The organism is uncultured Lawsonella sp., assembly GCF_947252745.1.
Lineage (GTDB): Bacteria > Actinomycetota > Actinomycetes > Mycobacteriales > Mycobacteriaceae > Lawsonella.
Genome location: NZ_CAMXWW010000002.1, coordinates 47,337 through 61,969, shown reverse-complemented (window position 1 = coordinate 61,969; position 14,633 = coordinate 47,337). Strand labels below are relative to the sequence as shown.

Genomic DNA, 14,633 nt, shown 5'->3' with positions numbered 1-14,633 from the left:
ACCTCTGCCAGTGCTGGTTAATCTCCTCCGCAGGTTCGCCTTCTACTGTGGGCGGTCGGCGACGCAGCGGATGTGGCGTTTGTCGCCGTGCCGATGCAGCACCCCGGTGTAGCGCTCCACATGGTGCTGGGGGGTATCTGGCCACAGGCACTCCACCACGTAGGTGGGGAAAAGAGTCGCGCACTGCGCCATGGATTCGAGGCGCGTCCACACCACGGTTCCGACCGAGGAATAGCGGTTCATCACATCGTAGGTGGGGGGTTCTGGGTAGTCCCAAAAAAGGAGTTGACGGGGATACTGGTCCTCGTGAGCGTCTTCCAGGAACGTGAGCTGTTGGCGCCCTACATAGGTGCGCAGCTTGATCCACGGTTCGGGGTTGTGGGTAGCGACGTAGGCGCGGAGGCCGGCAGCGGCAGCCCGCAGGCATGTGTTGAAGAGCAAGGGGTGCCAGGTGGCGCTGGCTTCATCGTAGGCGTGCACCATCGCCATGCGGTTACCGAACTGGAGGTTGACAGCTGCAGGGGTGTTTCCGTCATCGACACCGATAAGGATGCTGCTGAGGGGAGTGGGGAGGATCCAGTGTTGGCACGGGCAGTGGTTGCGGATGAGCTGATGGGACATTTCCAGTGGGTCACTCTCGTAGTCGGGTGTCACACTGAAGTCATGGTAAGAGCACTCTGTCACCATGAAGCATTGGGACACTTCATCCCACCAGACACGGTTGGCAATGCGGAGTTTAGGGGACTCGGTAGTAGTGGGGGCGTAGGAGCCTAGCTGGTAGTTGTTCGTGCGGAGCGTTTGGGGACGGTGGAAGATTCCCACGTTTTCCCACTCGCGGGCGGTTTGCAACGTTTTTTCCCAGGGGAGGGAGGAGGCATGCCAGTGTGCATGGTGCGCCCAGGTGAAGACTGCTTGGCGGTCGTCTCGCATGGCTTGTTGCAGGTCGTCGAGAGCGGTAGGGTGGGCGAGCATATTGGCGGGGGAGGGCAGCCGGTAGCTGATGGAGATCTGGACGTCTTGGTCTTCCCAGGTGAGCTGGGAGCTACCGTTGTTGCCGCCATAGAGGGTGCGATTGTAGAGGGTGAGGACGGTGAGGAGGGAGTTGGGATGATGGCGCAGAATATGTTCAATTTCGAGGGAGACGGACTCGCTGTAACAGTGTTCCGAGGTGGGTTGGAGGCGCAGCGCCCAGCCCAGACAATGATCACCGTTTTCAAGAATTGTGGCGGCCTCATTCTGGTCGATGTTTGCCGAGATCAATGGCATATTCGTGCTGCTTGTGGTGGCCATATCTACCCTTCTGCGCGTAAAGTAGCATCCCCCACGGGACGGAACGATCTGTATGGTACTGGTCGATCGCTAACCGTGGGAGAGCTACTTTATGGGCCAGGAACAATCTCGGGCGCGCATTAACGCCTACAGCTTCATCATTAAACACCTGCAAGCAGGGATGCCGGATCAGTCGTGGAAGTGGGATGAGGAAGTCCCCTCGCGCAGGTCAAAGTCCCTTATTGCGGGTGTCATCCTGATGGTTTTGGTGCTTGTGGTGGTGGCAGTTGTCGCCTTAATTTCACCGTCGCGAGGAGCGGCTGGAAATGATCTCGTTCTCAGTAAAAACTCCGGGCAGATGTATGTCATGAAGGATGGCCGTCTGCATCCCGTTTCGGGCATTGCGGCGGCTCGGCTGGTGTTGGGGAACGCCGCTAGCCCCATAATGGTCACCGATAAAGACATTTCCAAGGTACCGCAAGGGGTTCCGTTGGGCATCGCGCAGGGGCCACGTGCGCTCCCCGAGGACGCCGGCAGGGTAGGGGAAAGCGGCCAAACATGGGCGATGTGTGACTACGCCGAGCCCACCACGGATAGGTTCTTCAAGGTGCGTTCGACCATGCTGTTAGGAGCGGTGACAGAGTCTGCGCTGGACAAACTTCACCCGGTATCCATGCTGGCAGTGCACGATGAGGATGTGTGGTTGCTGGAGCAGGGGCATCGGCGGGAGGTGCGGGGGATGACGCGGAGCGATGCTTTGCGGAAGGGCGCCCGCGTTGTGTCGGGGGCTCTCCTAAACTCCCTGGTGGAAATGCCGAGCACTAAGCCGAGTACGTTACCGGCGGATACGGGAGAGACGTCCCTGTGTGCCGTGTGGCGGGTGAAGCCGGGGGAGGCAGAGCCGCGTCTTTCACTGCGCGCGGGCGACCTCAATAAGGAGTGGAAGCAAGCCACCGATGTGGCGCAGCAGGATAATGATGGTGACCGAGTTGATGCCTTCCTGTTGGTGGGTCGGCGGACGGTAGTTGGTTTTGCCGCACCTTTGGTGGGAGGCGGTGCCGTGCAGTCGGCCTTGGACGAGTCCGAGGAAGCAGCCCAGCGCCAGGCGGACGTGTGGGTTGTGGGGGATGACGGTGTCCGTTTCGGTACCCAGCGGGAGACCCTAGATACGTTGGGTTTGGGGTCGGAGGCTATGCCACTGCCCTGGGCAATGATTTCCCAGCTGAGTACTGGGCCGTATCTGGCTAAGCCTGGTTCGAGCGATAACGCCGCCGCCACCGGCTAATTCCGAAGAGCAGTCCAGCCGCTGCAAAGGTACCCAGGATGGCAGAGAATACAGTGTGGTGGACGGCTGCTGGACGTTCTCGGAATGGCAGCCCCTGTCCACCGCCTTGTGTCACTGCACTGGTGGTTGAGACTGCTGCAATGGGGTCAACAATGCCGTACCCCAGCTGTGTGTTCCGCCCACCCGCGACGGGGCGGGCCGTGCGCTTGACATGTTCCATCACGGTGTAGGCGTTCCAGTCGGGGTGTTGGGACCGGACAAGTGCAACGACACCGCTGACGAAGGGGGTCGCGAAACTTGTTCCCTGCAGTTCGTTGATCTGCCCGTCTTCGGTGCGCACGGCGTCGATGAGACCGTGTGTGCTTACGGAGACGATTTCCTCCCCGGGCGCGGCAATGTCGACCCATGGGCCGGCGACAGAGAATTCGGAGGGCCGCCCGTCTTGTGCAACTGACCCGACGGTGAGGACGAGATCGTCGAAGTGGGCGGGAGAGACGACCGTAACGACATCCGATTGCGGGACGGCAGCAGAGGTGACGGTATGGATGGCGTTTTGGGTACGGCAGGCCTGGGTGAGGTTGCCGGCAGCGGTGACGACGACAGCATCTCGTACGTGTACCGCATAGTGAAGGGCGGCGCCGAGGGGCCCGTCACCGAGGTCCATGCCGAAGGGGCGGCAGGCCGCTTGGGAAATGTTGATGACGGTAGCGCCTGCATCGGCTGCCATTCGGACGGCCTTTGCCAGAGTGACCACGTTGCCCGGGTTACCTTCCGGACGCTCTTGGTAGTGCTGGCGCAGCTGGGGTGGCATGTTCCGGGGAGGGTCGGGGAAGACTCCATAGTGCCCGGAGGCTTGTCGGATGGAGAGGATGCGTACGCCGGGGGCCACACCGGCGAAACCATCGTCGGCGGGTTGGGCAGCTAGCACACCTGCCACAAAAGTGCCGTGCTGGTCGCAGTCGAGGAGGCCGTTGTGGTGGGGGTCGAAGTCTCCGAGGCCGTGAAGGTTGTGGAGCCGTCCGTGGGGGTTGATACCGGTGTCGATGATGGCGACAGTTTGTCCCTCGCCTTTGGTGAGGTGCCAGATGGGGCGCGCATCGACCAACGGGTGGAATTGTTGGGTGCGCATGTGGTTTGTCAGATTGGGGGAGGCAATAGGGGTGACGCAGGGGGACGTCTGGGCAACTCGCACGTGGATGGACCCACTGGGGAGCAGTGAGCTGTCGACCACAGGGGCATGGTAATTCTCGGCGTGGGCGGGGGTAGCAAGCCCACTGCTGAGAATGAAGGTCAGACAGGTGGCGAGCAGCGCGGCTGGGGTAAGTCGGGAAGGGGGCATTCTCTCGCATTCAGACGAGTGGGGCTGTCGGAGACTCCACGGCGGATAACAAGGAGAGGGGTGCTGGTGGAGGCTTTCTGGTGTGAACTACCGGCACCTGCGGGGCTAGAGGGTGAGGAGGAGCGACACTAGCCCGGTCGCCACGATGCCAATGGGGAAGATGATGGCAAGGAGCACCGATTCGATGACATCAAGAATCTTCTGGGCAATGGGGGTGAGGTTCCATTGGGTCGCCCAGAGCCAGAGTGAACTGACGATGAGCAAGCAGACCAGGACAAGGACGAGTCCCACGAGGGGAAGTGTCATAGCAGCGACCAGGACAGCTACCAGCGCAGTGATGGCCAGCAGCGATCCCAAAATCCACCCCACCTGGGTGCGGTAGACGGCGTGGAGTGCGGTACTGAGCAGGCTCACGACGAGCAGGACGAGGAGAATCCACTGCCAGGGGTTAGGAGGATCATAGGGCTCGGACCAGGGCCAACCTAATAGGGGAACGGTGCAGACAATACTGAAGAACGCTCCGGTGAGAGTAAGGACCGCTTGCAGCCAGCGAGCGCGTTGAATTTTTTTATTGAGAGCCGCATCGATGGCTGCCTGGGGGAGGAGAGGCAGATCTACATCGATGAGTGCCGTCAGCGGAATCTTCACTCGTGCCATCCAGAGTGCTAGACGTGGGGCAGCCAGGAGCAGAATAGCGGCCAGAATCATTCCCCCGGCGGCGATGCTCCGTGCCGGTACTCGCGCATATTCGACTAGGGTGAGACCCACTATAAGGAGGATGAGAACGCTCATTAGGGCTGCGAAAGGCTCTTGTTTGAGCGAAGTGGTGCCGATGAGGTGGCAGAACACTAAGGTGACGACGATACAGCTGACGGCGATGAGGATACGAGTGGGCCAACTGAGGTCAAAGGTGGTGCCGGGCAGGGCCATGCCTCCCGCCCCTGCCATGATGAGCGCGGACCATCCTAGAAGGGGAGCGTCGTCCCGCCCTCGGCGGAAGATGACGAGCATAGTGAAGGCGAAGAGGAGTGCGAGGCTGCCGAACACGCCGCCGAAGCTCCACCAGCTGGGGAAGGCTGCCGCAATGACGCATCCGAGTACCCATAGGGCGACGGTACCGAGGCTCATATAGCGGCTGGTATGTTGCAATTCGTTGAGTCGTTCTTTGTCGGTTAGTGACTGTGGGCCACTGGTGATTGCGGAGGTTGTGACGGGTTCTGGGGTAAGGTCTCGGTCAAAGAGGAGGACGTCGCCGTCACGGATTCCATTGTCGTAGAGGCTTCGGTCTTCTCTCAGTACTCCGTTGGTGAGGTGGGCCAGCTGCCAGGGGGAGGAGCTGACGATATCAACGTACTGGGGAGAGTCGGTGTCCACTGGGTCCAAGCTGTGGTGCTGCTGGAGAAGAAATTGCACAAAGAAGGTGGCCTCTGAGGGGTAGAGGGTTGAGGGGATGGAGAGAGCTACCCGCTCATAGGGGGTGTGCACGATAACACGGAGAGCGACCACGATGGTCTCCTTGTCGTCCCAGACGATGGTGGTAGGTGCCGGGGAGCGAACCCGGGCACACTGTTAGCTCCCTATCAATAACCGATCGTGGCTGTTAGCGGATGCGCTACTTTTTCTTTAACAATCTTTTTCCACACTATTTCTGCAGCTAGATGACAATTTTTCGGGTGAGAAAAAAGATTTTGAGAAATGTAGCAGTTCCACGCGGGGAGGTGAGTCCCTACCATCGGGCCGTTAGAAGTTTTCACACACGACATATAAGGGAACTCGCGACTCGTGCCTGAGATGTCTTCATCTGCCCAGCTCCCCGATTCGGCCGCGGCCGGTGGGGAACCAGTTGCTTCCTCCGCTGCCGCCCCCGTTACCCTCACACCTTCTGAGGCTGACAGTTCTGCGGATAACAAACCGCAAGGTGCGCGTGGTCTCGTTGGCTTCCGCGCTGGAGCAACCCGCTTTTTCCATAGTCGTGAATTGCCAGAACGCACCAGCGACGAGGCTTCTTCAGTTGATGTCGAGCTCGCGCCGGAGATACCCGCTCAGGAATCGCAACCACTGCTACCGAAGCTGATGCCGCTCGTCATGGTGGTGGGTGTGTTGGGTTCCATCATTTGGATGGCGAAGTCCGGCGGTCGGATGAGTCCGATGATGCTGATGTTTCCCGTTATGATGTTGGCCTCCGCCGGCACCATGATCTCCTCCAGCCTGGGCGGCGGCAATGCGATGCGAGAAATTGCCCGCCGACGGCAGGAGTATCTGCGATATTTGGCGGATTTGGATGAGGATCGGGAGGAACTCCACGAGCTGATCCGCAAGGAAGAGACCCTTCGTTTCCCTCACCCAGATCGCTATCGTGCCTACCTTAACGAGCGCTACCTATGGAGTGTGCGGCAGGACGACGACTCCTTCCTCTGCTTCCGTGTTGGAAGTGGTTCTGTCTCCTCCGACGATCATTTTGCCTTCCCGGAGTTGCCACGGGTGGAAGATCTGGAACCGGTCTCGGTGAGTGCTCTGCGACTGTTCTCCCGAACCGCTAACACCATCGAAGACATGCCCATTGTGGTGAGTCTGCGCGGGTTCAGCCGTTGTGTGGTGAGCGGCGAGAAAGAGAAAGCCCACAGTCTCTTCCGCTCTATGTTGATGACATTCTTCCTCACCCACCATCCTGAGGATTGTCATGTCGTCTTGGCCTGCCGGGATCCTCAATGGCCGGAACTGTTGAAGTGGCTGCCTCACACCGTTCGCCGCTCGGACTGTGAACTCTATCCCTTTAATCTTCTTCACCAGCCCTTCGACCTGCGTGAAGACCTTCCGCAGCAAGGGACGACGCTCCTTATTACAGATAGTGTCGAGTTCGTAAGCGCCTACGGCTCCTATTTTCCTCATGTCCTCGCTATCCTCCCGGAAGCGGAACACACCGAGACGGATCTTCACTTGGAGGTGGATGACGAGGGAGTTGTGCATGTGTGGTTCCGTGGGGAATCCTGTCCCCTCGGCACTGCCGACCAACTGAGTCCCTCCACAGCGGCGGCCATTGCGTGGCGACTCGCCGGATATACCACTATAGGGAGCCCCGCCGAGGACAGTGGGGATGACGCCAATGGGGAAAAGCCGACTGCTGATCTCTTTGAACTGCTGGGGATGGGTTCGGTAGAGAACTTCCTGCCTGAACGGGACTGGGCATTGAAAGTCGGTCGAGATCGACTTCGTGTTCCCATTGGTTTGAATGACCAAGGACGTTCGGTCTACCTTGACCTCAAAGAATCGGCACAGGGCGGAATGGGCCCACATGGCCTCTGCATCGGCGCGACGGGCTCTGGTAAATCGGAACTGCTGCGTACCTTAGTCGTCGGTCTCATTGGGTCACACAGTCCGGAACAGGTCAACCTGGTTCTTGTCGACTTTAAGGGCGGCGCAACCTTTTCCGGCATTTCTGGCGCACCACACGTAGCAGCCGTCATCACCAACTTGTCAGATGATGCGCTGGCAGTTGAGCGTATGTATGCTGCACTCGAAGGCGAACTACGGCGTCGCCAGGAGATTCTCCACGCCGCCGGCGGCTTTGCGAACATTGACGAGTACGTCAAGGCGCGCTCGCGTGGACAGGTGGATACGGATCGTTTTCCGCATCTCCCTGCTCTTCTCATTATCGTGGATGAGTTCTCTGAACTATTGGCCGAGCGTCCCGAATTCGCAGAACTCTTTGTGCAGATCGGCCGTCTGGGTCGTTCGCTGCACGTGCACCTGCTGCTCGCATCACAGCGTATTGATGCCGGCAAACTTCGTGGCTTGGAATCCCACTTGTCCTATCGCATTGCCCTAAAGACCTTCTCGGTGGTGGAGTCCCGCTCCGTTATCGGTACCCCGGATGCCTTCAACCTGCCGCAGCAGCCAGGTGCCGGATATCTTCTGGATGGCACCGACAACCTGCAAAAATTCCGAGCCTTCTACGTTTCAGGCACCCTCAAGAAACGGTCTCAGCGTCGGGTACGTGCCCCCCAGGAGATACTTACCGAAGCAGATAACCACCTCCAGATTTATGGATCAGAACCATTGGTGGGCAATTCTTTTGGCTGGTCTATCGAGACGCGTAACGCGGTCCCGATAATCCTTAAAGGAGAGGAAGTGGAGGAACCCACCCAGCCTGCCGACAGCGATGGAGAAGAACACACTATTTTCCATGTGCTGCTCAACAGCTTCCCTTCTCATGTGCCTCGAGCCCACCAGGTATGGTTGCCGCCGCTACCTCTGCACGCAAGTGCCGCCGAATGTGCAGAGTTGGCGATCGGTGCCAGCGTGGGAACGACCATGGACGAACTGTCCCATCGGGGCATTGTCGGTCTCATCGACGTACCGGCAGAGCAGATGCGCAAGTCTATGCGTGTGTCGCTTCCCACCCTCAACCACGCTCTCATCGTCGGGACCACACAGACCGGAAAGTCGCAGGCACTCGTCACCATTGCAAGCGCCCTCGCCCAAGAGAACTCCCCGGCGATACTCAAGATGTACGCCGTTGACGCCGGTGGTGGGGTGCTCACGCACCTGCGGATACTTCCGCACTGTGCCGCTGTCTGCTCCACGCAAGACGAAGAAATCATGGAGCGAACCTTCGCGGAAATCAGTCAAGAACTGCGAAACCGGATGGCAGGTGCCCCCATCAATCAGCATATTGTGCTGTTCATCGACGGTTGGGCAGCTCTTGTCGAGAACAACATGGAGTTCGAGGAGAAGGTCCGGCAGCTGGTGCGGGAAGGTCTCTCGTACAACATTCACCTTGTCCTCGCTGCATCCCGCTGGGGAGATATCCGTGCTGCCCTGCGAGACTCCCTTACCACCCGGTGGGAGCTTCGTTTGGGTGATCCCGCCGACTCCATCCTTGGCCGCAAGAATGCAGAGAAAGTGCCGGCATTACCGGGCCGTGGTATGACACCAGATGGCCTCCACTTCCTCTTCGCACTACAGGATGAGGAAGGCCTGCGTGCGATCGCCGCACAGTGGTCGCAGGAAGCTCCAGTAACCCCATTGGCGCTCCTACCGAGAATCGTCTCCGCTGGAGAAATGGGACCCGTCACCGTCTCTGGCAAGCACGGCTACCGGATCCCGCTGGGTATTGAAGGCGACAGCTTGGGTCAATTTGCTATCGATACGGGGCAGGAGGAGAACATCCTTGTGGTGGGTGACTCCTCCGGCAAATCAACCATGCTCCGTACCGTCATTCACCGTATCGCAGAGAATATCCCCGCTACCGAAGCGAAGATGTTGGTGGTCGATTACCGTCGCCAGCTACTCGGCGAATGCCTGCCCAGTCATCTGGCAGGCTACGCCTCCACGAAGCAGGATGTGCAGGACTTCATTGCACAGCTGACGCCACTGCTGGAATCCCGCATGCCGGCTGGCGTGAACGATCCGCAGACACTGCGTGATCGTAGCTGGTGGGAGGGGCCAGACATTTTCCTCATTGTAGATGATTATGATCTGGTGGCTACCAGCTCTGGTAACCCGCTGCTGGGGCTGCTCGAACTTCTGCCGTATGGACGAGACATTGGATTGCACATGGTGGTGGCGCGCCGCTGCACCGGCTTCTCCCGCACCTCCTTCGAACCGATCATGTCGCGTATCCGCGAATTGCACCCTACAGTTTTCGTCATGAACGGTTCTCCCGAGGAGGGCGCCATTGCCGGTGGGCGCAAGGCCCGTTCACTGCCTGCGGGCCGTGCAGACGTGATTAATAGCCAGGGCCAGCACCAAGTGGTGCAGTTGGCCTACCTCCCGGTAGAGGAGAATGCGGAATGACAACCTTTACAGGCATTTGGGGCAATACAGTTGTTCGCAACAACAAGTTTCTCACCCTCACTGCGGATGAGATGAACGATGCCATCAACATCGACCACGGATACTCACCCCTCTACGAGTATTTCCCTGACCCCATTGACGATGACCATCTGGTGGTTGCTCCCAGCGCATGGGGGATGCCGCGGCGGCGCGCCTTGGCCCGTCTGTGCCAACAGGAGACGCTTGTCTACCCAGCCTGGCAGATAGCCACTGAATGGATCACGATTGATGCCGCCGAGTGTCTCCCACGATTCCTGCTCGTTATCGAGTGCACGCAGCTGAACGCCACGTTCACACTGGTCCGAACCCACGATGCGCGGCGGTTCTCCACCACTGTCTACCCCGGGATGGGGTTCGCTCCGGTGGTGCAGGAGAACGAACCGGATCAACAAGGGCAAGCGATCGAGTGGGCGCAGGCTATTGCCTCCACTGCACGTCTGATGGTGCATGATCTGCGCCGTGACTGCGACGTCCTGGTGCTGACCGGTCCTCCCGGTCTCGAAACTGATGCATGCGAGCTAGTGTGCGAAACTCTTCGTGCCGCGGGTGTTGTCTCCTACCGGATAAGTCCCACCGATATGTGGGTGGTTGTCAAAGAGCGGAAGTGGCGCGCCGATGCGGAACATCAGCGGGATGTGCTGCTCGCACGCAGAGCAGCATTGCGGAAGAAGCGTTTCCGTAAACCGACTCGCACCGATTACGCAGTGATCATTATGACGGTGGTGGCAATGCTGTCGATGGTGCTGGCGGGAGCGTTTGGTACCGAAAAACGCACCGAAGATGCGTATGGGCGGCAGGGCATTCGCTCCGTCGACCCCGCCCAGGTGATCACCTTTCCCGGAGGCATGCTGTCGCTGCCGGGAGCATGGACGGTAACGCGCGATTCCCCGCCGACTGTGGATCTCACTACTCATGAACAATGGCGGACGATAATTGCCCCGGTGAATGAGCCGAACCTGCGGATGCTGTTGACCTTGAAACAGGATCCTGATCATCGCCTGCGGGATTCTCTGCAACGTCAGCTGTCCGATCCGATGGCCACGATTAAGCCATGGGTGAGTAGCTACCAGTGGCCCACTAATGGGTGGGTGCCACCTGTGGCATTGAGCTACCGGGAACTTACTGGTGAGGTGTCCCGGGCGGACTGGGTGGTCTTCTACACGGATCGTTATGCGTATTCGCTGGCCTGCCAGTATCGGGTGCGTGAGGGTATGACGGAGCAGAAGGCGCACAAGCTCTGCCAGGCAATTCTCAATGGAATTCGAGTTTCTTAAAGTTTTTTCGAGCCGATGGAACCCTGCTGCCCTTAGCGGCGTCATATCAAACGACAATATAGCCGCAGCCGTTGGGGATGTGGCTAGGACACCACTTTCTAACAGTTGAAGGAGTGAACATGGTGGCTCTCAATACGCAGACTGACACTATGGCGACTGCGGCCAATCATGTCGTCGATATCGCGCAGCAAGTTCAGCAGGAGATGAACGGCCTGCAAATGCGTCTGGGTTCCCTGGATGCAGCTTGGCAGGGTTCCGCCAAGATGGCGTTCGACCAGCTTATGGTCCGTTGGCAGGACGCTGGGCGGCACCTCAACGAGTCCCTTAATAGCATCGCCGAGACCATCCGTGCCAACAGCGCTGCTTACCAGGCCTCCCAGGATGACCACCTGGCTCAGCTCAACACCCTTAACATCTAAAGGAGATGCACGTGGATACCATTCGTTACGACTTCGCTTCCATCGAGGCTAGCCGCATGGACATCGCCCAGGCTGCTTCTCGCCTCAATACCGCCCTGAGTGACCTCAAAGCTTACCTTGCCCCCATGGTGTCGACCTGGGAAGGTGAAGCAGCTGATGCTTACCAGGCCCAGCAGCAGAAGTGGGATCGCGCTCAGGAAGAACTCAACCAGGTTCTCGACCGCATTGGTGTGATCGTTGGACAGGGCAACGATGCCATGAACGACACCAACCGTCGCGCCGCCGCTTCCTGGATGTAAGAGATATTGCACCCAAGCTCTACTTTCATGGAGGCTCTGCACCCAGCCATTACCGCTGGTCGGCAGAGCCTCCATAATTTTTGTCTACCGCTATGAGCTGGTAATATTGTCCACCGGTGTTTCTTCGCGTCACCCGCTTCTCGCGGGCGGGGGACAAGGATCCTGACAGGTCTCAACCGGCCGCTGTCAATGATTCGAAAAACACTCTGTGGCCGGCAGTTTCGAAGAGACGAGGAAGTCGCTTTGTCTACTTATGCACCTAAGGCTGGTGACGTCGACCGCAAGTGGTACGTCATCGATGCCACCGATGTGGTACTGGGTCGCCTGGCCGCCCAGACCGCAAACCTGCTCCGTGGGAAGAACAAGCCCACTTATGCCCCCAACTTTGATGGCGGCGACTTTGTCGTCATCATCAACGCTGAAAAGGTCGCTGTTTCCGCTAACAAGCGTGAACAGGTCAAGCTGTACCGCCACTCCGGCTACCCGGGTGGTCTCCGCGCTGACGCCCTGGGTGACTTGCTGGACACCAATCCTGCATACGTCATCGAGAAGGCTGTGAAGGGCATGCTTCCCCACAACTCTCTCGGGCGTCAGATGGTGAAGAAGCTCAAGGTCTACGCTGGCCCCGAGCATCCTCACACCGCCCAGCAGCCCGTTCCCTACGAGATTAAGCAGGTGGCACAGTAATGGCCGAAGAGAACATCAACAACGAAGTCATTGCAGAAGACGCCGTGATTGACGCTGCTTCCCAGGAAGTTGCTGAAGAGCTCACTGCTGACATCACCGTCGACGGCATTGAGGCGGAGGTTGCCCCTGCCGCTGTTTCCGGCCCGGTCCAGACCGTTGGTCGCCGCAAGGAAGCCGTCGTGCGTGTCCGCATGGTTCCTGGCACCGGCAAGTTCGTGCTGAACGGCCGCACCCTGGAAAACTACTTCCCCAACAAGGTTCACCAGCAGCTCGTGAAGTCCCCGCTGGTCCTCGTTGAGCGCGAAGAGCAGTTCGACATTCAGGCCAACCTCAAGGGTGGTGGCCCCTCCGGCCAGGCCGGCGCACTGCGTCTGGCTATCGCCCGCGCCCTGAACGCCGCTAATCCGGATGATCGTCCTGCCCTCAAGAAGGCTGGATTCCTCACCCGCGACTCCCGTGCTGTTGAGCGCAAGAAGGCCGGTCTGCACAAGGCCCGCCGTGCTCCGCAGTACTCCAAGCGTTAATACAACAGCTTGCTTGGAATGCCCCGACCCCGGTCGGGGCATTCCCCATTTCGGCGAGTCGTTGGGACTTTCCTGGCTGGTTCCGGCATGCTTGGCCGACACGCTCCTGTCCTGTGCTGGCAGGAGCACCCAGATAGCCAGACCTCCTCCCGCCGAAAGCCCTTAACAGAGTAGAATGGACAGCTACTGGGCAGAAACAGCCTGGCTACTGGGGAAAATGTCTCTTCCCACTGGTCAGAAACGTTCCCCAGTAGTGACCCGTCACCCACACCTATAAGGAACGCACACACTATGGCACGACTTTTCGGTACCGACGGCGTTCGTGGTCTCGCGAACGACACCCTCACCCCGCACCTCGCTCTCCAACTGGGAGCAGCAGCTGCGGAAGTGTTTGCCGCACATGCGGCAAACGGTACCGAACACCCCCATGTCGTTGTAGGGCGCGATCCGCGCATCTCGGGAGAAATGCTGGAGGCTGCACTGGCGGCCGGCATCTCCAGCCGTGGTGTCGATGTCGACCTCCTTGGGGTGCTACCAACACCCGCGGTAGCTTTTGAAACAGCTCGACGTGACGCCGCTTTTGGGGTCATGATCTCGGCTTCGCATAACCCTATGCCGGATAACGGCATCAAATTCTTTGCTGCGGGTGGCCACAAACTCGACGATGCGCTAGAAGACGAGATTGAGGCGCGGCTCAACTCCACACGCGAGACGGCCCCGACAGGTGGTGATATTGGGCGCATCAACCAGGCGCAAACAGAAGCACACGAATCCTACTTGGAGCACCTTCTTTCCACCCGTACCCACGATTTGAGTGGTCTTACGGTTGTTGTTGACGCTGCCAATGGGGCTGCCTCAGCCGTCGCTCCGGAAGCTTATGAGCGAGCCGGTGCCACCGTCATTGCAATTCATAATGAGCCTGATGGCCTCAATATCAACGACAATTGCGGTTCTACCCACATGGAGAGCCTTCGCGAGGCAGTACTGGTGCACGGTGCAGACCTCGGAATTGCCCACGATGGAGATGCCGACCGCTGCCTTGCCGTTGACGCATACGGCAATCTGGTAGACGGTGACCAGATTATGGCTATCTTGGCCATCGCGATGAAAGAACGCGGTGAACTCGCCGACGACACTCTAGTGGCTACCGTAATGTCCAATCTTGGCCTCCGCTTGGCGATGAAAAAAGAGGGCATTAATCTGCGGTGCACAGCAGTGGGGGACCGCTACGTGCTGGAGGACCTGCGTGCCGGCGACTACAGCCTGGGTGGTGAACAGTCTGGGCATATTGTGCTGCCTGCCTATGCCACCACTGGTGACGGCGTGCTGACGGGCCTGCAGTTGATGGATCGGATGGTGGCAACTGGGCATAGTTTGGCAGAGCTCGCCAGTGTGGTGACGGTACTGCCTCAGGTCCTCATCAATGTGGCTGTCTCAGATCGTGATGCGGTGGCGTCGGATCCCACGGTGGTCGCGGCGACACTTGAAGCCGAGGATGAGCTGGGGGAGACCGGGCGGGTGCTGTTGCGAGCCTCCGGAACAGAACAGTTGGTGCGTGTCATGGTGGAGGCTGCCACGGAAGAACATGCACAACAGGTGGCGGGTCGCCTCGCCGAGATTGTGGGGTCTGTGTAGACCTACCAGTAGAGAAAGGTGACGATGTAGTGGTGCATCGTCACCTTTTGCTATTTCTGGACTTTTT

General features: G+C 58.9%; 11 protein-coding genes. 8 read left to right on the top strand and 3 right to left on the bottom strand.

What is annotated here, in order from left to right; translation table 11 throughout:
- Positions 1-42: 42 nt before the first annotated feature.
- Positions 43-1,290: a hypothetical protein gene (locus tag Q0X28_RS02390; RefSeq protein ID WP_298576125.1), complete on the bottom strand. Its 1,248-nt coding sequence runs from the start codon at positions 1,288-1,290 to the stop codon at positions 43-45.
- Positions 1,291-1,381: 91 nt separating this feature from the next.
- Between Q0X28_RS02390 and Q0X28_RS02385 the strand changes: the two genes are divergently transcribed.
- On the top strand, positions 1,382-2,554 hold the full coding sequence (locus Q0X28_RS02385) for a type VII secretion protein EccB (RefSeq protein ID WP_298576121.1): 1,173 nt from the start codon (positions 1,382-1,384) through the stop codon (positions 2,552-2,554).
- Here Q0X28_RS02385 and mycP read toward each other — a convergent pair.
- Both mycP and Q0X28_RS02375 read right to left on the bottom strand, forming a co-directional pair.
- A complete protein-coding gene (mycP, locus tag Q0X28_RS02380) occupies positions 2,514-3,893 on the bottom strand; it encodes a type VII secretion-associated serine protease mycosin (protein ID WP_296238916.1) in 1,380 nt (459 codons plus the stop codon). The genes Q0X28_RS02385 and mycP overlap by 41 nt on opposite strands.
- A gap of 105 nt (positions 3,894-3,998) precedes the next feature.
- Complete coding sequence (locus Q0X28_RS02375) at positions 3,999-5,399, bottom strand: hypothetical protein (RefSeq protein WP_298576117.1); 1,401 nt, start codon at positions 5,397-5,399, stop codon at positions 3,999-4,001.
- Positions 5,400-5,684: 285 nt separating this feature from the next.
- Here Q0X28_RS02375 and eccCa point away from each other — a divergent pair, with 285 nt between their 5' ends.
- The 7 genes from eccCa (at position 5,685) to glmM (ending at position 14,566) form a co-directional block, all read left to right on the top strand.
- Complete coding sequence (gene eccCa / locus Q0X28_RS02370) at positions 5,685-9,689, top strand: type VII secretion protein EccCa (RefSeq protein WP_298576669.1); 4,005 nt, start codon at positions 5,685-5,687, stop codon at positions 9,687-9,689.
- Positions 9,686-11,002 (top strand): hypothetical protein, encoded by a 1,317-nt coding sequence (locus tag Q0X28_RS02365; protein WP_298576114.1) that lies wholly within the window; start codon positions 9,686-9,688, stop codon positions 11,000-11,002. The genes eccCa and Q0X28_RS02365 overlap by 4 nt, the downstream gene beginning before the upstream one ends.
- Before the next feature lie 119 nt (positions 11,003-11,121).
- Positions 11,122-11,421 carry a WXG100 family type VII secretion target gene (locus Q0X28_RS02360; protein WP_296238922.1) on the top strand — a complete coding sequence of 100 codons (300 nt, stop codon included), beginning with the start codon at positions 11,122-11,124 and terminating at the stop codon, positions 11,419-11,421.
- A gap of 11 nt (positions 11,422-11,432) precedes the next feature.
- Positions 11,433-11,720, top strand: coding sequence for a WXG100 family type VII secretion target (locus tag Q0X28_RS02355; protein WP_097677610.1), 288 nt, complete (start codon positions 11,433-11,435; stop codon positions 11,718-11,720).
- Positions 11,721-11,963: 243 nt separating this feature from the next.
- Positions 11,964-12,407: a 50S ribosomal protein L13 gene (gene rplM, locus Q0X28_RS02350; protein ID WP_053961693.1), complete on the top strand. Its 444-nt coding sequence runs from the start codon at positions 11,964-11,966 to the stop codon at positions 12,405-12,407.
- Positions 12,407-12,931 (top strand): 30S ribosomal protein S9, encoded by a 525-nt coding sequence (gene rpsI / locus Q0X28_RS02345; RefSeq protein ID WP_296238927.1) that lies wholly within the window; start codon positions 12,407-12,409, stop codon positions 12,929-12,931. Before rplM ends, rpsI begins: the two co-directional genes overlap by 1 nt.
- Positions 12,932-13,222: 291 nt before the next feature.
- A complete protein-coding gene (glmM, locus tag Q0X28_RS02340; RefSeq protein ID WP_298576108.1) occupies positions 13,223-14,566 on the top strand; it encodes a phosphoglucosamine mutase in 1,344 nt (447 codons plus the stop codon).
- Positions 14,567-14,633 lie beyond the last annotated feature (67 nt).

Bases quoted from the DNA above. Each gene is read 5' to 3' on its own strand.
- Q0X28_RS02390 (WP_298576125.1), bottom strand. From the start codon at position 1,290: ATGGCCACCACAAGCAGCACGAATATGCCATTGATCTCGGCAAACATC.
- Q0X28_RS02385 (WP_298576121.1), top strand. From the start codon at position 1,382: ATGGGCCAGGAACAATCTCGGGCGCGCATTAACGCCTACAGCTTCATC.
- mycP (WP_296238916.1), bottom strand. From the start codon at position 3,893: ATGCCCCCTTCCCGACTTACCCCAGCCGCGCTGCTCGCCACCTGTCTG.
- eccCa (WP_298576669.1), top strand. From the start codon at position 5,685: ATGTCTTCATCTGCCCAGCTCCCCGATTCGGCCGCGGCCGGTGGGGAA.
- Q0X28_RS02365 (WP_298576114.1), top strand. From the start codon at position 9,686: ATGACAACCTTTACAGGCATTTGGGGCAATACAGTTGTTCGCAACAAC.
- Q0X28_RS02360 (WP_296238922.1), top strand. From the start codon at position 11,122: ATGGTGGCTCTCAATACGCAGACTGACACTATGGCGACTGCGGCCAAT.
- rpsI (WP_296238927.1), top strand. From the start codon at position 12,407: ATGGCCGAAGAGAACATCAACAACGAAGTCATTGCAGAAGACGCCGTG.
- glmM (WP_298576108.1), top strand. From the start codon at position 13,223: ATGGCACGACTTTTCGGTACCGACGGCGTTCGTGGTCTCGCGAACGAC.